This window comes from Massilia phyllostachyos (genome assembly GCF_021044825.1).
Classification (GTDB): Bacteria; Pseudomonadota; Gammaproteobacteria; order Burkholderiales; family Burkholderiaceae_D; genus Telluria; species Telluria phyllostachyos.
Map to the genome: position 1 here is coordinate 994,969 of NZ_JAJNOC010000001.1, position 18,970 is coordinate 1,013,938.

General features: G+C 62.1%; 20 protein-coding genes and 1 tRNA gene. 12 read left to right on the forward strand and 9 right to left on the reverse strand.

The annotated features are described in order from the left end of the window. Nucleotides 1–26: 26 nt before the first annotated feature. From LQ564_RS04265 to LQ564_RS04285, 5 genes are all read right to left on the reverse strand, one after another. Nucleotides 27–1,442, reverse strand: a complete 1,416-nt coding sequence (locus LQ564_RS04265; protein ID WP_231056828.1) for a hypothetical protein — start codon at nucleotides 1,440–1,442, stop codon at nucleotides 27–29. A 302-nt stretch (nucleotides 1,443–1,744) separates the two neighbouring features. After that, nucleotides 1,745–1,820, reverse strand: a tRNA-Lys gene (locus LQ564_RS04270). A gap of 63 nt (nucleotides 1,821–1,883) precedes the next feature. Then, nucleotides 1,884–3,698 carry a type IV pilus assembly ATPase TfpB gene (gene tfpB, locus LQ564_RS04275; protein WP_503827145.1) on the reverse strand — a complete coding sequence of 605 codons (1,815 nt, stop codon included), beginning with the start codon at nucleotides 3,696–3,698 and terminating at the stop codon, nucleotides 1,884–1,886. Between the two features lie 25 nt (nucleotides 3,699–3,723). Continuing rightward, the gene (locus tag LQ564_RS04280) at nucleotides 3,724–4,506 is read right to left on the reverse strand and encodes a spermine/spermidine synthase domain-containing protein (protein WP_231056829.1); all 783 of its coding nucleotides are present in this window, start codon (nucleotides 4,504–4,506) and stop codon (nucleotides 3,724–3,726) included. A gap of 126 nt (nucleotides 4,507–4,632) precedes the next feature. Next, nucleotides 4,633–5,145 carry a glycine zipper 2TM domain-containing protein gene (locus tag LQ564_RS04285; protein WP_231056830.1) on the reverse strand — a complete coding sequence of 171 codons (513 nt, stop codon included), beginning with the start codon at nucleotides 5,143–5,145 and terminating at the stop codon, nucleotides 4,633–4,635. Nucleotides 5,146–5,567: 422 nt separating this feature from the next. Here LQ564_RS04285 and LQ564_RS04290 point away from each other — a divergent pair, with 422 nt between their 5' ends. The 5 genes from LQ564_RS04290 to LQ564_RS04310 all read left to right on the forward strand — a co-directional run bounded on the left by LQ564_RS04290 (nucleotide 5,568) and on the right by LQ564_RS04310 (nucleotide 10,666). Next, entirely contained in the window at nucleotides 5,568–5,987 is a 420-nt protein-coding gene (locus LQ564_RS04290; protein WP_231056831.1) for a barstar family protein, read from the forward strand. 60 nt (nucleotides 5,988–6,047) lie between these two features. Then, a complete protein-coding gene (gene purN, locus LQ564_RS04295; protein WP_231056832.1) occupies nucleotides 6,048–6,680 on the forward strand; it encodes a phosphoribosylglycinamide formyltransferase in 633 nt (210 codons plus the stop codon). Nucleotides 6,681–6,694: 14 nt separating this feature from the next. Beyond that, nucleotides 6,695–8,014 carry an RsmB/NOP family class I SAM-dependent RNA methyltransferase gene (locus LQ564_RS04300; RefSeq protein ID WP_231056833.1) on the forward strand — a complete coding sequence of 440 codons (1,320 nt, stop codon included), beginning with the start codon at nucleotides 6,695–6,697 and terminating at the stop codon, nucleotides 8,012–8,014. A 9-nt stretch (nucleotides 8,015–8,023) separates the two neighbouring features. Then, entirely contained in the window at nucleotides 8,024–9,346 is a 1,323-nt protein-coding gene (locus tag LQ564_RS04305; RefSeq protein ID WP_231056834.1) for a mechanosensitive ion channel family protein, read from the forward strand. Nucleotides 9,347–9,451: 105 nt separating this feature from the next. Continuing rightward, nucleotides 9,452–10,666, forward strand: a complete 1,215-nt coding sequence (locus LQ564_RS04310; protein ID WP_231056835.1) for a DesA family fatty acid desaturase — start codon at nucleotides 9,452–9,454, stop codon at nucleotides 10,664–10,666. A 54-nt stretch (nucleotides 10,667–10,720) separates the two neighbouring features. On the opposite strand, the gene LQ564_RS04315 is transcribed toward LQ564_RS04310, so the two are convergent. From LQ564_RS04315 to rpmB, 3 genes are all read right to left on the reverse strand, one after another. Continuing rightward, nucleotides 10,721–11,461: a hypothetical protein gene (locus LQ564_RS04315; RefSeq protein WP_231056836.1), complete on the reverse strand. Its 741-nt coding sequence runs from the start codon at nucleotides 11,459–11,461 to the stop codon at nucleotides 10,721–10,723. A 171-nt stretch (nucleotides 11,462–11,632) separates the two neighbouring features. Further along, entirely contained in the window at nucleotides 11,633–11,800 is a 168-nt protein-coding gene (gene rpmG / locus LQ564_RS04320) for a 50S ribosomal protein L33 (RefSeq protein WP_005665735.1), read from the reverse strand. A gap of 13 nt (nucleotides 11,801–11,813) precedes the next feature. Next, entirely contained in the window at nucleotides 11,814–12,050 is a 237-nt protein-coding gene (rpmB, locus tag LQ564_RS04325; protein ID WP_026354825.1) for a 50S ribosomal protein L28, read from the reverse strand. 124 nt (nucleotides 12,051–12,174) lie between these two features. Here rpmB and LQ564_RS04330 point away from each other — a divergent pair, with 124 nt between their 5' ends. Continuing rightward, nucleotides 12,175–12,747: a hypothetical protein gene (locus LQ564_RS04330; protein ID WP_231056837.1), complete on the forward strand. Its 573-nt coding sequence runs from the start codon at nucleotides 12,175–12,177 to the stop codon at nucleotides 12,745–12,747. A gap of 6 nt (nucleotides 12,748–12,753) precedes the next feature. Here the strand turns inward: LQ564_RS04330 and radC are convergent, their stop codons facing one another. Then, nucleotides 12,754–13,425: a RadC family protein gene (radC, locus tag LQ564_RS04335; RefSeq protein WP_231056838.1), complete on the reverse strand. Its 672-nt coding sequence runs from the start codon at nucleotides 13,423–13,425 to the stop codon at nucleotides 12,754–12,756. Nucleotides 13,426–13,537: 112 nt separating this feature from the next. Between radC and LQ564_RS04340 the strand changes: the two genes are divergently transcribed. From LQ564_RS04340 to LQ564_RS04365, 6 genes are all read left to right on the forward strand, one after another. Then, nucleotides 13,538–13,987, forward strand: coding sequence for an FKBP-type peptidyl-prolyl cis-trans isomerase (locus LQ564_RS04340; RefSeq protein ID WP_231056839.1), 450 nt, complete (start codon nucleotides 13,538–13,540; stop codon nucleotides 13,985–13,987). 16 nt (nucleotides 13,988–14,003) lie between these two features. Continuing rightward, nucleotides 14,004–14,945 carry a 4-hydroxy-3-methylbut-2-enyl diphosphate reductase gene (ispH, locus tag LQ564_RS04345; RefSeq protein ID WP_231056840.1) on the forward strand — a complete coding sequence of 314 codons (942 nt, stop codon included), beginning with the start codon at nucleotides 14,004–14,006 and terminating at the stop codon, nucleotides 14,943–14,945. A gap of 166 nt (nucleotides 14,946–15,111) precedes the next feature. Beyond that, nucleotides 15,112–16,041, forward strand: a complete 930-nt coding sequence (locus tag LQ564_RS04350; protein ID WP_231056841.1) for a branched-chain amino acid ABC transporter permease — start codon at nucleotides 15,112–15,114, stop codon at nucleotides 16,039–16,041. Between the two features lie 19 nt (nucleotides 16,042–16,060). Beyond that, entirely contained in the window at nucleotides 16,061–17,272 is a 1,212-nt protein-coding gene (locus LQ564_RS04355) for an ABC transporter permease subunit (RefSeq protein WP_231056842.1), read from the forward strand. After that, entirely contained in the window at nucleotides 17,269–18,036 is a 768-nt protein-coding gene (locus tag LQ564_RS04360) for an ABC transporter ATP-binding protein (protein WP_231056843.1), read from the forward strand. The genes LQ564_RS04355 and LQ564_RS04360 overlap by 4 nt, the downstream gene beginning before the upstream one ends. 1 nt (nucleotide 18,037) lies before the next feature. Continuing rightward, nucleotides 18,038–18,760: an ABC transporter ATP-binding protein gene (locus LQ564_RS04365; RefSeq protein WP_231056844.1), complete on the forward strand. Its 723-nt coding sequence runs from the start codon at nucleotides 18,038–18,040 to the stop codon at nucleotides 18,758–18,760. Nucleotides 18,761–18,970: the final 210 nt, after the last annotated feature.

Genomic DNA, 18,970 nt, shown 5'->3' on the forward strand with positions numbered 1-18,970 from the left:
TGGACTTCGTGGCGTTGACTTGACACTCAGAGAACATCTGTCAGACGTTTAAATGCAGAGTCCTTGCCCAATTGTGGAAGCTGCGGGTCAGTTGCGGTCGTAATGATTGCGAGAGCTTGCAGGCAGATTTGATTAGTGGTACGGCTGGCTAAGTACTGAGCATGTGCACGATAACTTTGAGTGCAGTTCCGCAATGCCACACGTGAAGAGAATTCTCGATCTGAAAGTAGTTTGATGAATTCTTTAATTTCATTGTCACCAAACTTCGAAATCATTTCATCATAGTAGGGCACAGCCATGTTAGCAACTCCGTGTCCATTGCCGATCTTAGCCATAACCACTGCCTTTACATAGTTGTGTCGTACGGCATCAGGAATATGTCCTGTCGACGAGACATAGGACGCCAATGCCTTGGCGTGGGCGGGTTCATTGTAGAAGTTGTTAAAGCCGTTATGAGCGATTGATAAGTTGTTGATTTTTTCCGATAGCTCAAGAGCCAGAGTGTCGCCTGGCAAGTATGGAAGGCCATTTACAACTGTCAAGAATTCGTTTGCCGCTGCCTTACGAGCGACCTCACCGTTAGCGGCAAACGTAGCATAGCGAAAACCGCACTCGTGTTTAGCGCTTTCTGGTGCGAGTAGCCAACATTTTTCCGCGACGAGGCGAATATTTGTTTTAAGTTGTACGGCCGCGCTTTCGGCAGTGTACATTCCAAACAAGGTCCGAAGAAGCGATTTCGCTATATCAGAAGGTAATTGCTCAATCCCTGCGTTGATGTACTGAGCGTCCGATGGGGTTAGCGTGGCATTGCGAATGTTGTTCAGGAAGCGTTTGACTTCGATGGCTGGTGCTTCCGGATCTTTACCAATGACCTCGCGAATGCAAGTCTCTAACCAAGATACCAACTGCAAACCGGTCAAATCATTCTGATTAGGATGGGCGGCACTTGCCCAGTTACGCATATCGCGAATGTAGTCTAGGTGTTTATAACCAATGTCAGAGAGTATGCCTGTCAGGTGGCATCCTCGAACCAATTCCCATTCCTCTATTTTGGCAAGATCCGCCTCGTCTTTGAATTTCGGACGGCGGCTGCTGTCCGTAATGACGCTGTCATAGAAGTACTCAAGATCAAATTGGGCAACCTTGGCCCTAAGATTTACTACCGTTTCATCCCAAATGAAATTCAGCGCAGCATCGAACAGTCCTGCCCCGCAAGCCGCAACAAACTTCGAAAGATACAGCGATTGGCTTCGTCTGGCACCATCAAGCGAGTTAATAACGTCCGGAAGATTATTGATCACTCGCCGCCGTTCAGTCACATCCACCAGTACCTTTTCGGTCGGCAGCCCGAGTTCCGTCAAGTAGCCCGTGAGGGCGAGAGTAAAGTTATCGACTTCAACGGTAACATGGGATTGAGAGCTGACGGCGAGCGGCAATGTCATAGATTTAGGTGGTGGATTTTGGAAGAATGCAGCGTAGATACTTGAGGATGCATAATGGTGCAGAAGCCAAGTGCTGTCAATCCAGCAACTTACTTGAGGGCGATCCCATCTTCGCAAGGCGCTAAATTTATGGGCATGCAGGAATGCCGAACGGGCATGTCCCTTGTAATGGCCGTGCGGTGGGCGGTCTGAGGAGCTAACCTAGTCGTCGTACGTCAGTTGAAGTAAGTTGAAGCGACCAGATATGGACCAGAAACAAAAAAGCCCACGAACCGAAATTCGTGGGCTTCCTAGTATGTTCGTGGTAGGCCGTGCGGGATTCGAACCTGCGACCAACGGATTAAAAGTCCGCTGCTCTACCAGCTGAGCTAACGACCCGAAAGAGGCAGTATTATAGCCGGCAGTTCCGGTTTGCGCTAGTGCTACCTGAACAATGTGCGCTCACACCAGCGCCGCAGTCACCTTCAGCACCTCGTCGGCCGTCGTCACGCCCTCCACAACCTTCATGGCGCCGGCAATGCGCAACGGCTTCATGCCGTCCGCGACGCTCTGCTGGCGCAGCTGCTGGATATCGCCGGATTCGCGCACGAGGTGCGCAAAGCCTTCGCTCACACTAAGCAGTTCGTAGATGCCGGTACGCCCGCGATACCCCGTCTGCCGGCATTCCGGACAGCCGATCGGCCGATACACGGTCGCCGGCTTCGGGATATTCCACGCGCCGCCGATGCTCTGCCATACCTCGTCGCTCAGTTCTCCACCCGGCGCCTTGCAATCCGGGCAGAGCGTGCGCACCAGGCGCTGGGCCATCACGCCGATCAGGGTCGCTTCGAGCAGGTAATCCGGCACGCCCAACTCGAGCAAACGCACGACCGCCGACGGCGCATCGTTCGTGTGCAGCGTCGAAAACACCAGGTGCCCGGTGAGCGCCGCCTGGATCGCCATTTCCGCCGTTGGCAGATCGCGCACCTCGCCCACCATGATGATGTCCGGATCCTGTCGCATCAACGCGCGCACGCCATCGGCGAACGAGAGATCGATCCCCGGCTGCACCTGCATCTGGTTGAATGACGCTTCGACCATTTCGATCGGATCCTCCACCGTGCAAACATTCACCTCGCTGGTCGCCAGCGCCTTGAGCGTCGTGTACAGCGTGGTGGTCTTGCCCGATCCAGTCGGCCCGGTGACGAGAATGATCCCGTGCGGCCGATTGGTCAGCGCATCCCAGCGCGCCGCATCGTCCGGCGGGAAGCCCAGTTCCGGCAGCGTCTTGACCACCACTTCCGGGTCAAAAATACGCATGACGAGCTTTTCGCCGAAAGCGGTCGGCAGAGTCGACAAACGCAATTCGACTTCCTGCCCGCCCGCGGTACGGGTCTTGATCCGTCCATCCTGCGGCCGGCGCTTTTCGATCACGTCCATCCGCCCGAGCAGCTTGATACGCGCGGTCATCGCGATCATGACGACCGCCGGCACCTGGTATACCTGGTGCAGCACGCCGTCGATGCGGAAGCGGATCACCGCGACTTCGCGTTTCGGCTCCAGGTGGATATCGGAGGCGCGCTGCTCGAAGGCATAGCTCCATAGCCAGTCGACGATGTTGACGATGTGCTGGTCATTCGCGTCGAACTGTTTGTTGGCCTTGCCCAGTTCGACCAGCTGTTCGAAATTGCTCCGCATCGCCAGGTCCTGCCCGGTATTGCGGTTGGCGTCGCGGATCGATTTGGCGAGGCTGAAAAACTGCGAGATGTACTGGGCGATATCGAGCGGATTGGCGAGCACCAGTTCGATCTTGCGGCGCGAGATCTTGGCGATCTCCGCCTCCCATTCGGTATTCGCGGGGTCGGCGGTGGCCACGACCAGGGTCGAGCCGCTCATTTCCACCGGCAGGATATTGAAACGCGCCGCATAGCTGGCCGACATCACGTCCGCCACCTTGGTGAAATCGATTTTCAAGGGGTCGATGCGGATGAAGGGCAGGCCGACCTTGCTTGCGCACCATTCGGTCAGCACGTCGAGGGTCAGGAGGCGGTGCGGCGGCTGGCTGGACACCAGCTTGCACTGGGCCACGGCGGTCAGCGGATGCATCGAGCCGGCCGCATTCTTCAGGATGGCCTGGGCTTGCGCGAACTGGGCCTTGACGTGGTCCTTGGTGACGATGCCGTCGGCCAGCAGCCACGAGAAAATGGACTGCAGGTCGAGCGTGCGCAGGCGCGGGGCCTTGGCGGTGGCGGCGGGTGGGACGGCATGCGTGTTCAACGTTCAGCTCCCAGTGGGAAAAAACTCAGTCGGCGGCGAGGATGCCCTTGACCCAAGACTTCGCCGGCAATTTGGTATCGGCGACGATCTGCGCCGCGCGTGCGGCGAGCGCGTCCTTGTCGAGGGTGGGGCGATCGCGGAAGCAGAGCGCCACCACATTGCCTTCATGGACTTCCGGCAGGCAGATCACGTGATCGAAGGCGAACTTCATGGCCTTGATGTTCTTGGCGAAGCTCGGGTGGTCACCGAACAGGTTGACGGTCATGATGCCGCCGTCCGCCAGGCAGGCGTTGCAGGCCTGGTAGAACTCGGGCGTGTCGAGCACCGGCCCGCGCGCGGTGGCGTCGTACAGGTCGCACTGCAGCACGTCGAAGGCGCCCTGGTTGGCGGGGTCGAGCACGAAATCCATCGCATCCATCTCGAGCACGTTCAGACGCTCGTCAACGGGGGGCAACTTGAACATCGAGGCGGCGATGCCGATGACCGCTCCATTGAGCTCGACCGCGGTCACCGTCGATTCCGGGAACTGGCGATAGCAGAACTTGGTCAATGTAGCAGCACCGAGACCGAGCTGCGCGATGGCTTGCGGCTGCGCGATGAACAGCATCCAGGCCATCATCTGCTGCGCATATTCGAGCTCGGGCCAGTCGGGCTTGCGGATGCGCATCGCGCCCTGCACCCACTCGGTGCCGAAATGGAGGTAGCGCACGCCGTCCTGTTCGGACAAGGTGACGGGGGCGAACTTGGGCTTGCGCGTGGGACGGCGCGAGGATTCGGCCTGTTCGATGGATTTGCGTTTGATGAGCATAGGGCGACCTGATGGAATCGCCCTATTATCGGGGGAGGGGTTCCCGCAGCGCAAGCACGCGCTTGCGCCGCGGTAGTCGATCACGCCAGCGCGCAGGGCGTCGGCAGAACGATCGATGCCAACAAATTAATAGCCGTCGATCGGCTGCACCGAGACGCGCAGGCGCACGCGGTTGCCCGGGTCGCGGTTCATCAGGGTGTTGTAGGTCTGGCCACGGTATTCGTAGGTCACGTCGTAGCCGCTGGTCCGCGACTCGTAGGCATCGACCACGCGGCATTGACGCACAGCCTGTTCCTGCACGCCTTGCGGGCGGTTGTTGTTCTCGGTCCGGTCGCCGATCATGGCGCCTGCGATCGCACCGGCCGCCGTTGCCGCCACACGGCCGCTGCCGCTGCCCACCTGGTTACCCAACAGGCCGCCGACGACCCCGCCGATGATGCCGCCACCCGCGCCGCGTTGCTGCTGCACCGGCACTTGCACATATTCGGTACGGCATTCCTCGCGCGGCGTGCGGATCTGCTCCACCCGCGGCTGGACCCGGGTGACTCGGCCGAAGTCTTCGAAATCGGTTTGTGCCTGGGCCAGCGGCAGGGCACTGACACCCAGGGCGGCAATGATCAGTTTGGCATTGAAGTTCATGGTCTACCTCGCAATAGGCTTGGTTTGGAATAATCGTTATGTCGTCTGGTGGGGGGGGGATTGGAACCGACCGGACTTTCATGCCTTCTATGGTAATCCTGTTGGGAGTAATGCCCGAATCCCCATGGCAACAAAATGTAACAGGCGAATGCGGCCGGCCTTAGCCTTGCCAGAATGGCAGAACGGTCGAAACCGGGTATTCAGAGGCATATGTACCTCTACCAATTCTTACAAATGCGATTCGCGAGATCACATTTGGGTTGCTTCCAATACCACAAAACGTTACCCTTACGTAAATTAGGGGCATTGGCGCGTGGAAACGACAGCGGGAGAGCAAAGAGCGGCGGATGCCAACCGCCATCAGGCGCGGTGCAGCAAAAATCTGCACCGCATGACATCGAGCTGGTCAACTTGAGGAAAAAATGAGTTTGTTGATGAGAGTGCCGCCCAATCTTGTGCAGTCGATCCGCGCCTTTCGCGTCGCCGAGCTGCAGCAGGAGGCTGCGCGCCTGGGTCAGCACTTCCTGTATGCGCATTGTGCGAATACCTTGACCAAGCAGCAAGTCTGCGCCCGCATCGGCGAAAACTTTTATTTCCCTAAACCCTGCAGCAAGAACTTCGACGCCCTGCGCACCTGCCTGACCGAGACCGTCAGCGCGGCCGGGCCGCAACCGGGTTTCCTCGTCGTTTTGGAACAACTGCCTACTGCGCAGAAGTTCGACAAGGAAGCGCGCGAAAACCTGCTCGACGTGTTCCGCGACGCGGCCGAATTCTGGGCCGAGAAAAAAGTCCCGTTCCGCGTATTCTACTCCTTCACGATTCCCGCCACGGAAGCCGTCTAGGCTCGTCGGCAGGCCCCGCCGGCAGCGGCCGGCGACCGGCAATACGGTACAATGCCGGCTATGAAAAACATCGTGATCCTCATTTCCGGCCGTGGCAGCAATATGGAAGCGGTCGTGCGCGCGGCGGAAAGCCAGCAATGGCCGGCCCGCATCGCAGCGGTGATCAGTAATAAACCGGAAGCAAAAGGCCTGGAGTTCGCCCGGGCCCGCGGCATCCCGACCGCGGTCGTGGCCAACAAGGAATACGCCTCGCGCGCCGAGTTCGATGCGGCCCTGCAGGAAGCGATCGACCGGTTCGAGCCCGACCTGGTCGTGCTGGCCGGCTTCATGCGCATCCTGACGGCGCCCTTCGTGCAGCATTACGAAGGCCGCATGCTGAACATCCACCCCTCGCTGCTGCCATTGTTCCCGGGACTCGGCACCCACCAGCAGGCGCTGGATGCCGGCGAGCAGGAGCACGGCGCCACCGTGCACTTCGTCACGGCCGAGCTGGATCACGGCCCGGTGGTGGCGCAGGCGCGCGTTCCCGTGCTGCCGGGCGATACCGAGGACACCTTGTCTGCCCGCGTGCTGGCCGAGGAACACAAGCTCTACCCGCATGCGGTGCGCCTCTTCGTCGAAGACAGGCTCAAGATTGAAAATGGCGACGTGCGCATCCTCGAGGATGCCGCCGCCGAAACCACAAGCATTTAAAACTAAGGAACACCATGAGATTGCCTCCAGCGATCATCGCCAATACCGAAGAAGTATTGCGCGAGATCCTGCGCTTCACGTCGCCCGCCGACGTCACCCTGTCGCGCTACTTCAAGGACCACCCCCGCTTCGGCGGCCGCGAGCGCGGCGTCATCGCCGAGGCCGTGTACGCCGTGCTGCGCAACAAATCCTTCTTCACCGATTTCGCCGGCGCCGGCAACACGCCGTTGATGCGCAAGCTGGCCCTGCTGGGCCTGGCCGAGACCGCGGGCATCGATGCCCTGGGTGGCCTGAGCGAGGAAGAGACCCACCTGCTCACCCGCGTCAAGGAAGTCGACCGTTCGCTGCTGCCGCCGCAGATCCAGGCGAACCTGCCGGGTTGGCTGTTCGACAAGCTGGTGGCCCAGTTCGGCCAGGAAGAAGCGCTGCAGCTGGCCGCCGTGCTGAACACCCCGGCGCCGCTCGACCTGCGCGTGAATTCGATCAAGGCCAACCGCGACGACGTGATCGCCGAGCTGGCCAAGGCGCCGATCGCGGCCGAGCCGATGCCGTATGCGCCGCTGGGCCTGCGCGTCCTGAAAAAGCCTGCGCTGCAGAACCTGCCGCTGTTCAAGGACGGCGCCATCGAGGTGCAGGACGAGGGCAGCCAGGTATTGGCCCAGATCGTCGGCGCGCGCCGCGGCGAGATGGTGGTCGACTTCTGCGCCGGCGCCGGCGGCAAGACCCTGGCGCTGGGCGCGACCATGCGCAATACCGGCCGCCTGTACGCCTTCGACGTCTCGGACAAGCGCCTGTCGAAACTCAAGCCGCGCATGGCGCGCAGCGGGCTGTCGAACGTGCATCCGGTCCTGATCGCGCACGAGCGCGACGCCAAGATCAAGCGCCTGGCCGGCAAGATCGACCGCGTGCTGGTCGATGCGCCGTGCAGCGGCATGGGCACCCTGCGCCGCAATCCCGACGTGAAATGGCGCCAGCGCCCGGAAGCGATCGGCGAGATGCAGGAAAAGCAGGCTTCGATCCTGGACGGCGCCGCGCGCCTGGTGAAATCCGGCGGCCGCCTCGTGTACGCCACCTGCAGCCTGTTGAACGAAGAGAACGACGTGATCGTCGAGCAATTCCTGTCGACGCACCCGGATTTCGAGCTGGTGCCGATGAAGGCGGTGCTGGAAGAGCAGAAGATCGCACTGGACATGGACCAGTACCTCAAAATGCTGCCGCACAAGCACCAGACCGACGGCTTCTTCGCCGCCGTGCTGCAGCGCAAGGCCAAGGTGAAGGCGCCTGCCGACAAGTCCGCTGCCGACGAATCGGAAATCCCGCAAGCCGAAGAGTAACGCCGACACATGCCGCTCCAGCAACTGCTGGCCGACCTGCTCGGCGACTTCAACCAGCCCGCCATCCTGTGGCAGGTGCTCGCGATCGTCCTGTGCGTGGCGGTCGGCTGGGTCCTGGCGCGGCTGATGCACCGTTCCTGGCTGGCGAACCGTGAACATACCGGCCTGATCGGCCTGGGCATGGGCAGCTTCAGCCGCGTGCTGCCGCCGCTGCTGATCTTCGGCCTCTTGGTGACGACGCGCGCCGTGATGGCGCGCTACCAGAGCGTGCACCTGCTCGACGTGGCGGTGCCGCTGTCGTCCTCGCTGGCGGTGATCCGCACCGTGTTCTATCTGCTGCGGCGCGTGTTCGCGCGCCACGGCCAGTTGGGCGAGGCGCTGCAGACCTTCGAGAAGATCTTCGCGGTGGTCGTCTGGCTCGGCGTGGCGCTGCACATCACCGGCGTGCTGCCGGACGTGATCCGGATCTTCGACACCACCCAGCTCAAGATCGGCTCGCACAAGCCGACCCTGGCCGACCTGGTCGAGGGCGCGGTGTCGATCGTGGTGCTCATGATGCTGGCGATGTGGGCCGGCGCCGCGCTGGAAGAGCGCCTGATGAAGGTCGAGCGCATGAACACCTCGATCCGGGTCTTGCTGGCGCGCATGAGCCGCGCGCTGCTGATCCTGGTCGCCGTGCTGTTCAGCCTATCGCTGGCCGGCCTCGACCTGACGGTATTGTCGGTGTTCGGCGGCGCGCTCGGCGTCGGCCTCGGCCTGGGCATGCAGCGTATTGCCAGCAACTACGTGTCCGGCTTCATCATCCTGCTGGAGCGCAGCCTGAACATCGGCGACCCGGTCACCATCGACAAGTATTCGGGCAAGGTGGCGCGCATCAATACGCGCTACACCGTGCTGCGCAGCACCGACGGCACCCAGACCCTGCTGCCGAATGAGATGCTGATCACCGGCGTCGTGCTGAACCAGTCGGCGACCAACCGCAACGTGCGTGCGGTGACGAAATTGACTGTTTCCTACGACAGCGATCTGTCCGTCGTGATGCCGCTGCTGGAGGCGCAGCCGAAGGGAGTGGCGCGCGTGCTCGAGGCGCCGGCGCCGAACGTGCTGCTGAACGCCTTTGGCGCCCATGGCTACGAACTGGAAGTCGGCTTCTGGCTGGGCGACCCGGAAAACGGGCAGGGCGGGCCGATTTCCGACGTCAACAAGAAAATCCATGACCTGGTCCAATCCGGTCAAATCAAACTGGGCCATCCGGCCATTGATACCCGGCTTCTCGATGCCCATATCACATCAGTCGTGGCGCGCACTCCAACTCTGGACAAATCGCAGTGAAATAGGGCGTGTGAACCTGCTCTGCATCACTGGAAACGCGTAAAATAGTGGGTTGCGGGCCGTCGCCAACAAGCGATGCGCTGACGCACTATCCATGGAGACTGAATGAATTTCTTGAGTAGCGAACCCGTGCAAGCCGTGTTGAGCTTCCTGTCGACCGGCCTGCTGGATCTCACCGGCTGGCAAATCTTCTTTGTCACGCTGGCGCTGACGCACATCACGATCGCGGCCGTGACGATCTACCTGCACCGTCACCAGGCGCACCGCGCGCTCGACCTGCACGCCATTCCAAGCCATTTCTTCCGCTTCTGGCTGTGGATGACCACGGGCCAGGTTACCAAGGAATGGGCCTCCATTCACCGCAAGCACCATGCGAAGTGCGATACCGAGGAAGACCCGCACAGCCCCCAGACCCGCGGCATCAAGAAGGTGTTCTTCGAAGGCGCCGAGCTGTACCGCGCCGAGAGCAAGAATAAAGAGACCATGGAGAAGTATGGCCATGGCACGCCGGACGACTGGATCGAGCGCAATGTGTACACGAAATACAGCGCCACCGGCGTCGTGCTGATGCTGCTGATCGACTTCGCGCTGTTCGGCATCGTCGGCATTTCGGTCTGGGCCGTGCAGATGATGTGGATCCCGATCACCGCGGCCGGCATCATCAACGGCATCGGCCACTACTGGGGCTACCGCAACTACGACTGCAGCGATGCGGCGACCAACATCATTCCCTTCGGCATCCTGATCGGTGGCGAGGAATTGCACAACAACCACCACACCTTCGCCACCTCGGCCAAGCTGTCGAGCAAGTGGTACGAGTTCGACCTGGGCTGGGGCTATATCCGCATCCTGGAAACGCTGCGCCTGGCCAAGGTGAAAAAGGTCGCGCCGAAGCCGGAGTTCGCCAAGGACAAGCTGGTGGCCGACCTCGACACCCTGCAGTCGGTCATCGCCAACCGCTACGACGTGATGGCGAAGTATGCCAAGTCGGTGCGCCACGCTTTCCGCGAGGAATTCGAGCACCTGAAACACAAGGCCGAGCTGGAGTCGCGCTTCCTGAAGAGCTCGCGCAAGCTGATGCAGCGCGAGCCGGGCAAGCTGGAAGCCTCTCACAAGCAGCAGCTGGTCGAGCTGTTCCAGCACAGCAAGGCGCTGGAAACCATGCACCAGATGCGCGTCGAGCTCGGCGCGATCTGGGAGCGTTCGCACTCGACCCGCGACCAATTGCTGCACCAGCTGCAGGACTGGTGCGCGCGCGCCGAAGCGTCGGGCATCAAGTCGCTGCAGGATTTCTCGCTGCGTCTGCGCAGCTACGCGTAAGCCCTGCCTGGCTTGAACATCAAACGGCTCCTGCGGGAGCCGTTTTTCATGGGTCTAGATAAGGAGCACTTGCGCATCTTCCGGCAATACCAGCCGGGCCCGTGGATCGAAGTGTTCATTGCCATTGAAGCGGTGGCAATAGACCGGGGCATTCGCATGGTTGCGCCCCGGCTCGCTGGTCGGATAACGCGCCAGCACGCCGCCGCCGTCGCGCACTTCGACTTGCGCCAGAGGCGAGCCGCTGCAGACGGCGACCCCGAGCCTGCGGGTGAACGCCCAGCCCAGCAGCCGGTGATGCCAGGGAATCAGCGGCGCCATGGTCGTCTGCACGTCGCGCAGCAGGCGCCGGACTTCGCCGATGGTCCAGGCGTCCGGCGCCAGGGTCGGGACCAGCACCAGGTTGGCGCGCACATCCTTCGGATTCTTGTTGATCGCAACACGGCCGTCCTGGACGAAGCGCTCCTCGACCGGCACCACGTACAGCCCATGCTCGCCAGCACGCACCGGCAGCGACTCGCCGCCGCTTTCCAGCCAGACCGCCAGGTCGTCGGTGCGCACGCCGGCGCGGGCGGCGCGCAGCTGCACGGCCAGCGCGGCGCGTCCGCCCAATCCCTGCTGCACGGCCTTCGCCATCGGATAGAACAAGTCCTTGTAGGCGGCCAGGCGATTGTTGGCGGCCTTGACCTCGACGGTCGGCAGCCGGCCAGGGCTGTCGAACGCCGGCGGCGCCGGCTGCGCCAGGGCGGAGGGGCCGTACAGGAACACAGCGGCGAAGAGGGTGGGGAGCGGGCGCATGCTGGTCGGCGGAGAGTCGCGACGCTTCATGCTTCCACGCTCTGACGAGAATTGCAATCCATGCATGCATGCGCACTGCGTCGCCGCAGGAATTGTTGCGTTCCTGTCGCTGAAAAACAAAAAAGCCGCCAGTCTGGGACGGGCGGCTTTTTTTGGGAACAGCAAGATCGATTACTTGATCTTGGTTTCCTTGTAGATCACGTGCTTGCGTGCCTTCGGGTCGAATTTGGTGATTTCCATTTTCGCCGGCATGGTGCGCTTGTTCTTGGTGGTGGTGTAGAAGTGACCGGTACCTGCGGTCGATTCCAGCTTGATTTTGTCGCGGCCAGTTTTTGCCATGATAGCTCCCTAATTAAACTTTTTCGCCACGGGCACGCATGTCGGCCAGCACGGCATCGATGCCGAGCTTGTCGATCACGCGCAGACCGGCGTTGGACAGACGCAGGGAGACCCAGCGGTTTTCCGATTCCACGAAGATGCGGCGGTTCTGCAGGTTCGGCAGGAAACGACGCTTGGTTTTGTTGTTAGCGTGGGAGACGTTGTTGCCAACCATCACTCCCTTGCCGGTAACTTGGCAGACACGTGCCATAGTGCACTCCTTAAGAATATCCAGATTTGGAAAAACGAGAGTATAGCGTGAAAACCAACGGCAAATCAATCACTTGCGAAAAACAATGGTGTCTTTCTTTTAGAGCACTATTTAACAATTGTGGATGAGCTTATTTGTATTCGGTTCTACCTCTGTTTTTGGGCTTACAGCATTACGTCTATCCATGGCGATTGGTTGCTTTGATGCGTCCATGGTAGAGTCAGCCGACTATAAATACGACTTGGGTGTACTGATGCGTCTTTTCGTTTCTGTTGTTGTCGCCATGCTTCTTTTTCTACCGCAGGCGGCCATTGCCCAGAGTGCGTCCAATCCCTTAGGCGAATGCATAAAGGACAATACAACTGGGAAAGATCGCAAGCTCATGGCTCGATGGATGTTCATGGCGATGTCAGCCCATCCTGACATCCAGGGCTTGAGCACCGTTAGCGAGGCTGCTCGCACCGAGACCGACAAGCAGGTCGCCGCCCTAGTGTCGCGTCTGATCTCAGTCACTTGCGTTGGTGAGGTTCGCGCTCTCGGCAAGCAGGAGCGGAAAGCGCGCATGGAAGAAGCCTTTGGTTCGCTGGGTGAGGTCGCCATGCTTGAGCTGATGTCAAACCAGAATGTGGCGAGCTCGGTCAACAACTACACCCAGTTCCTGGACTTTAGCAAGCTCAAGGATTTGCTCCAGCCCTAAATCCAGTTACAACTGCCCGTGCTCAGCAAAGGAATGCACCTGCGTTCCCGCCACCACGAAGTGATCGAGCACGCGGATGTCGACCAGGGCCAGCGCCTGCACCAGGCTAGAGGTCAGCCGCAGGTCGGCCTCGCTCGGTTCGGCCACGCCGGACGGGTGGTTGTGCGCCAGGATCACCCCGGCCGCATTGCAGTGCAGGGCGGCCTTGACCACTTCGCGCGGATAGACGCTGGTATGGGTCAGCGTCCCTCGGAACATTTCATTTAAACTGATCAGGCGATTCTTGACGTCGACGAAGAGCACCACGAAGGATTCGTGGGCTTGCAGCGCGAACTGGTTGCGCAGGTAATGGCGCACCGCGTCTGGCGAACACAGGCCCTTACGCTGGAATTCCTCGCCCACCGCGCGCCGGGTCAGTTCCACCGCCGCCTGCAGCTGGGCGTACTTGGCCGGCCCGAGCCCGTGCAGGCGGCCGAATTCGCTGGACGAGGCGTGCAGCAGGCGGTGCAATGAACCGAAATGGTCGAGCATATCGCGCGCCAGCGCCACCGCGCTCTTGCCCGCGACGCCGACGCGCAGGAAAATCGCCAGCAATTCCGTGTCCGACAGGGCGGTGGCGCCGGCGCGCATCAGCCGTTCGCGCGGGCGTTGCTCTTCCGGCAAATCGGTAATTCTCATGTGGGATCCTTGCCAATAAATGGGGCAGTCTGCGGCGCCGCGGCGCGCCCCAGGCCTAGTAGCGGTAAAATAGCGGTTTGCCTGAACAGGGCTTGCTTTCACAACATAGAACATGTCCAACGCACCCGTCGTCAACGCATCCTCCTACCTGACCCTGCATTATCGGCTCGCCACCGCCGACGGTACTGATCTGATCACTACCTTCGACGGCACCCCGGCGACCTTGCTGCTGGGTCAGGGCCAATTGGCGCCTTTCCTCGAGTCGCGCCTGATCGGCCTGCCCGAAGGCGCCCACCAGACCTTCGAACTGAGCGCGGCGGACGCCTTCGGCGAACGCAATCCCGACCTGGTGCAGCCGGTGTCGAAGGCGACCCTCGAGGAAAATTCGGTGCCGGACGCCGACTACAAGGTCGGCGAGCTGATCGAATTCAACGCGCCCAAGGGCGGCCGCTTCGCCGGCGTGCTGCTGGAAATGCGCGACACCACCGCACTGTTCGATTTCAACCACCCGCTGGCCGGCCAGGCCCTGCGTTTCGAAGTGAAACTGATCTCGGTCCTGTAACAGGAGCATGGAACCCATGGAAAACGAAATTCTCCTCGCCCAGCCGCGCGGCTTCTGCGCTGGCGTCGACCGCGCCATCGAGATCGTCGAGCGCGCCCTGCGCCAGTTCGGCGCCCCGATCTATGTGCGTCACGAGATCGTGCACAACGCCTATGTCGTCGAAGACTTGCGCAACAAGGGCGCGATCTTCATCGAGGAACTGGAAGACGTGCCGTCCGGGAATACCCTGGTGTTCTCGGCCCACGGCGTCTCGAAGGCCGTGCGTGCCGACGCCGAGGCGCGTGGCCTGACCATCTTTGACGCCACTTGCCCGCTGGTGACCAAGGTCCACGTGGAAGTGGCCAAGATGCGCAAGCAGGGCTGCGAGATCATCATGATCGGCCACGACGGCCACCCGGAAGTCGAAGGCACCATGGGCCAGGCGGAAGAAGGCATGCACCTGGTCGAGACCGTCGACGACGTGCAGAAGCTGGTCGTCAACAATCCGGACCAGCTGGCCTATGTGTCGCAGACCACCCTGTCGGTCGACGACACCGAAGACATCATCGCCGCGCTGAAACAACGCTTCCCGAACATCATCGAGCCGAAGAAGGGCGACATCTGCTACGCCACCACCAACCGCCAGGAAGCCGTCAAGTTCCTGGCGCCGCAGGTCGAGGTCGTGATCGTGGTCGGCAGCCCGAACAGCTCGAACTCGAACCGCCTGCGCGAAGTGGCGGACAAGATGGGCACGCCGGCCTATATGGTCGACAAGGCCGACGCCATTGACCCGCAGTGGATCGCGGGCAAGAAGCGCATCGGCGTGACGGCGGGCGCCTCGGCGCCGGAAGTGCTGGTGCAGGCGGTGATCGACCGGCTGAAGGAACTCGGTGTGGCGAGCGTGCGCGCGCTCGAGGGTGTCGAAGAGAACGTGGTGTTCCCGTTGCCGAAGGGCCTGGACGGCATCAAAGCCGCGTGATTCGGTGGCCGGCAACGCCGGCCGTCGTACAAAATCCGGACACCGTACGGTTTTCCGTGCAAGTTTTCCATTTGCCAAGTTATCATGACGGCCATCGGCCAGAAGCGGCACTGCGGGGCGACCCGGCAGTGCCGTTTTTCTTGGGCCACAACACACTGTGCATACGATGGAAACCTTCCTCCAACAAATCCTCAATGGCCTGGTGCTGGGCAGCATGTACGCACTGGTCGCGCTTGGCTACACCATGGTCTACGGGGTGCTCAACCTGATCAACTTCGCCCATGGCGACGTGCTCATGATCGGCGCCATGATCGGCCTCGGCATCCTCAAGCTCCTGGAAGCCCACGCTCCCGGCCTGTCCGGTGGCCTGCAGCTGGGGATCGCCATCCTCGGTGCGATTCCGGTGGCGGTGCTGGTGAACATCCTGATCGAGCGGGTCGCCTACCGCCGCCTGCGCAATGCGCCGCGGCTGGCGCCCCTGATCACGGCGATCGGCGTCTCGATCCTGCTGCAGACGTTCGCGATGATGATCTGGGGCCGCAGCCCGCTGCCCTTCCCGCAACTGCTCTCGCCCGAACCGGTGAACATCGGCGGCGCCCTGATCTCGCAGACCCAGATCCTGCTGCTGGTGCTGGCCGCCGCGTCGATGGTCGCGCTGGTGCTGCTGGTCGAGCGTACCCGGATGGGCCGGGCGATGCGCGCCGTGGCCGAGAACCCGCGCGTGGCCGGCCTGATGGGCGTCGATTCGAACCGCGTGATCGTCGCCACCTTCGCCATCGGCGCGGCGCTGGCCGCGGTGGCCGGCGTGATGTGGGGCGCCAACTATGCCTCGATCACCTTCACCATGGGCGTGCTGCCGGGGATGAAGGCGTTCTGCGCCGCCGTGCTGGGCGGGATCGGCAACATCTACGGCGCCATGATCGGCGGCATCCTGCTGGGCCTCATCGAAGCGCTCGGCGCCGGCTACATCGGCGACCTCACCGGCGGCTTCCTGGGCAGCCACTACCAGGACATCTTCGCCTTCGTCGTCCTGATCCTGGTGCTGACCCTGCGCCCGTCCGGCATCATGGGCGAGCGCGTGGCGGACCGCGCCTGACTTCGAGGAGAAGGACACCATGGCACTCCTGACTTTCGACCTCCAGCACAAGCCGCGCCAGGCCACCGCCAGCATGGCGGCGCTGCTGGCGCTGATGCTGGTCTTCCCCTTCATCGCTTCCCAGTTCGGCAACTCCTGGGTGCGCATCATCGACCTCGCGCTGCTCTACATCATGCTGGCGCTGGGCCTGAACATCGTGGTCGGCTTCGCCGGCCTGCTCGACCTCGGCTACATCGCCTTCTTCGCGGTCGGCGCCTACCTGGTCGGCCTGTTTGCCTCGCCCCAGTTCGCGGCGCTGCTGGAGTCGCTGATCTATTATTCGCCGGCGCTGGGCGAGGCCCTGGTCGCCTTTTTCGGTCCCGGGATCCAGCAGGACGGCATCCACCTGTCGGTGTGGGCGATCGTGCCGCTGGCGGCGATCGTGGCGGGCCTGGCCGGCGCGCTGCTGGGCGCCCCGACGCTCAAATTGCGCGGCGACTACCTCGCCATCGTGACCCTCGGCTTCGGCGAGATCATCCGCATCTTCATGAACAACCTGAACGACCCGATCAACTTCACCAACGGGCCGCAGGGGATCAATATGATCGACCCGATCCGCGTGTTCGGCGTGTCGCTGGCAGGGGAGCAGGGCTCGGGCGGCACGGTGAATATTGGCGGCTACGCCATGCCTTCGGTGAATGCCTATTACTTCCTGTTCCTGGTGCTGTGCATCGCGACCATCTTCATTACCTCGCGCCTGCAGCACTCGCGCCTGGGCCGCGCCTGGGTCGCGATCCGCGAGGACGAGATCGCGGCCAAGGCCATGGGCATCAATACCCGCAACGTCAAGCTGCTGGCGTTCGCGATGGGCGCCAGTTTCGGGGGCGTGGCGGGCGCGATGTTCGGCGCCTTCCAGGGTTTTGTATCGCCTGAATCCTTTTCCCTGACCGAGTCGATCGCCGTGCTGGCGATGGTGGTGCTGGGCGGGATCGGCCACATCCCCGGCGTGGTGCTGGGCGGCGTGCTCCTCGCCGCGCTGCCGGAAGTGCTGCGCCACGTGGTGGAGCCGGCCCAGCAGGCGCTGTTCGGCGCCGTGCTCATCGAGGCCGAGGTGCTGCGCCAGCTGCTCTACGGCCTGGCGCTGGTGCTGATCATGCTGGTCAATCCGGCCGGCCTGTGGCCGTCGCCAAATCGCGAGGAGCGTCCCAACGCGGCGCTCGCGCATGACGAGGCCGAAGGAGCGACAGCATGAGCGAGATCCTGCTCGACATCGCGGGCGTCAATAAACGCTTCGGCGGCCTGCAGGCGCTGACCGACGTCGGCATCCGCATCGCGCGCGGCCAGATCCATGGGCTGATCGGCCCCAACGGCGCCGGCAAGACCACCTTCTTCAACGTGATCACGGGCCTGTACCAGCCCGACAGCGGCACCTTCCGGCTGGGCGGCAAGCCCTATTCGCCGTCGGCCCCGCACGAAGTGGCCAAGGCCGGGATCGCGCGCACCTTCCAGAACATCCGCCTGTTCGGCGAGATGAGCGCGCTGGAAAACGTGATGGTCGGCCGCCACGTGCGCACCCGCCAGGGCGTGTTCGGCGCGATCTTCCGCCACAAGGCGGCGCGCATCGAGGAGGCGGCGATCCGCGCCCGCGCGCAGGAGCTGCTCGATTTCGTGGGCATCGGCCAGTACGCGCAGCGCACGGCCAAGTACCTGTCCTACGGCGACCAGCGCCGCCTCGAGATCGCGCGTGCGCTCGCCACCGAGCCGCAGCTGCTGGCGCTGGACGAACCGGCGGCCGGCATGAACGCCACCGAGAAGCTGGCCCTGCGCGAGTTGCTGGTGAAGATCAGGAACGAGGGCAAGACCGTGCTGCTGATCGAGCACGACGTCAAGCTCATGATGGGCCTGTGCGACCGCATCACGGTGCTCGAATACGGCAAGCAGATCGCCGAAGGGCTGCCGTCCGAGATCCAGAAGAACGAGGCCGTGATCAAGGCCTACCTCGGAGGCGCGCACTGAGATGAGCGAAAACATCCTGAAAGTGAGCGGCCTGCAGGTCGCCTATGGCGGCATCAAGGCGGTCAAGGGACTGGACCTGGAAGTGAACAGGGGCGAGCTGGTGACCCTGATCGGCGCCAACGGCGCCGGCAAGACCACCACCCTCAAGGCCATCACCGGCACCCTTCCGCCATGCAGAATCGAGGGCGAGATCCTGTACCTGGGCCAGCCCCTGCGCGGCACGCAGTCCTTCCGCATGGTGCAGCAAAAGCTCGCCATGGTGCCGGAAGGGCGGGGCGTGTTTACCCGCATGACGATCCACGAGAATTTGCTGATGGGCGCTTATACGCGCAATGACAAGGCGGGGATCGCGGCGGATGTGGACAAATGGTACGCGGTGTTCCCGCGCCTGAAGGAGCGCTCGGCGCAGCTGGCCGGCACCCTGTCCGGCGGCGAGCAGCAGATGCTGGCGATGGCGCGCGCGCTGATGTGCCACCCGACCCTGCTGCTGCTGGACGAGCCGTCGATGGGGCTGTCGCCGATCATGGTGGAGAAGATCTTCGAGGTGATCCGCGACGTGTCTAGGCAGGGCATCACGATGTTGCTGGTCGAGCAGAATGCGAAGCTGGCGCTGCAGGCGGCGGACCGGGGGTATGTGATGGAGTCGGGGAGCTTGATCATGACCGGGGAGGCGGCGCGGATGCTGGATGATCCGCGGGTGCAGGCGGCGTATTTGGGGGAATAACAAGCCCTGTCGTTAGCCCAAAGACCCGCGAACGCGGGAACCTAATTTCGTCGCGTTCCACAGACTTCACAAGCTGACGGTCCACATGCAAACTTGGATTCCCGCCTTCGCGGGAATGACGATTTACACGCTAACTAAGAAAAAACGGTGAGGCTCGACCGATCAAAAAACAAAAAAGCCGGGACGTCTCTGTCCCGGCTTTTTTCACTT

Bases quoted from the DNA above. Each gene is read 5' to 3' on its own strand.
- LQ564_RS04265 (WP_231056828.1), bottom strand. From the start codon at position 1,442: ATGACATTGCCGCTCGCCGTCAGCTCTCAATCCCATGTTACCGTTGAA.
- LQ564_RS04280 (WP_231056829.1), bottom strand. From the start codon at position 4,506: ATGCTCATCAAACGCAAATCCATCGAACAGGCCGAATCCTCGCGCCGT.
- LQ564_RS04285 (WP_231056830.1), bottom strand. From the start codon at position 5,145: ATGAACTTCAATGCCAAACTGATCATTGCCGCCCTGGGTGTCAGTGCC.
- LQ564_RS04290 (WP_231056831.1), top strand. From the start codon at position 5,568: ATGAGTTTGTTGATGAGAGTGCCGCCCAATCTTGTGCAGTCGATCCGC.
- purN (WP_231056832.1), top strand. From the start codon at position 6,048: ATGAAAAACATCGTGATCCTCATTTCCGGCCGTGGCAGCAATATGGAA.
- LQ564_RS04300 (WP_231056833.1), top strand. From the start codon at position 6,695: ATGAGATTGCCTCCAGCGATCATCGCCAATACCGAAGAAGTATTGCGC.
- LQ564_RS04305 (WP_231056834.1), top strand. From the start codon at position 8,024: ATGCCGCTCCAGCAACTGCTGGCCGACCTGCTCGGCGACTTCAACCAG.
- LQ564_RS04310 (WP_231056835.1), top strand. From the start codon at position 9,452: ATGAATTTCTTGAGTAGCGAACCCGTGCAAGCCGTGTTGAGCTTCCTG.
- LQ564_RS04315 (WP_231056836.1), bottom strand. From the start codon at position 11,461: ATGCGCCCGCTCCCCACCCTCTTCGCCGCTGTGTTCCTGTACGGCCCC.
- rpmG (WP_005665735.1), bottom strand. From the start codon at position 11,800: ATGGCAAAAACTGGCCGCGACAAAATCAAGCTGGAATCGACCGCAGGT.
- rpmB (WP_026354825.1), bottom strand. From the start codon at position 12,050: ATGGCACGTGTCTGCCAAGTTACCGGCAAGGGAGTGATGGTTGGCAAC.
- LQ564_RS04330 (WP_231056837.1), top strand. From the start codon at position 12,175: ATGAGCTTATTTGTATTCGGTTCTACCTCTGTTTTTGGGCTTACAGCA.
- radC (WP_231056838.1), bottom strand. From the start codon at position 13,425: ATGAGAATTACCGATTTGCCGGAAGAGCAACGCCCGCGCGAACGGCTG.
- LQ564_RS04340 (WP_231056839.1), top strand. From the start codon at position 13,538: ATGTCCAACGCACCCGTCGTCAACGCATCCTCCTACCTGACCCTGCAT.
- ispH (WP_231056840.1), top strand. From the start codon at position 14,004: ATGGAAAACGAAATTCTCCTCGCCCAGCCGCGCGGCTTCTGCGCTGGC.
- LQ564_RS04350 (WP_231056841.1), top strand. From the start codon at position 15,112: ATGGAAACCTTCCTCCAACAAATCCTCAATGGCCTGGTGCTGGGCAGC.
- LQ564_RS04355 (WP_231056842.1), top strand. From the start codon at position 16,061: ATGGCACTCCTGACTTTCGACCTCCAGCACAAGCCGCGCCAGGCCACC.
- LQ564_RS04360 (WP_231056843.1), top strand. From the start codon at position 17,269: ATGAGCGAGATCCTGCTCGACATCGCGGGCGTCAATAAACGCTTCGGC.
- LQ564_RS04365 (WP_231056844.1), top strand. From the start codon at position 18,038: ATGAGCGAAAACATCCTGAAAGTGAGCGGCCTGCAGGTCGCCTATGGC.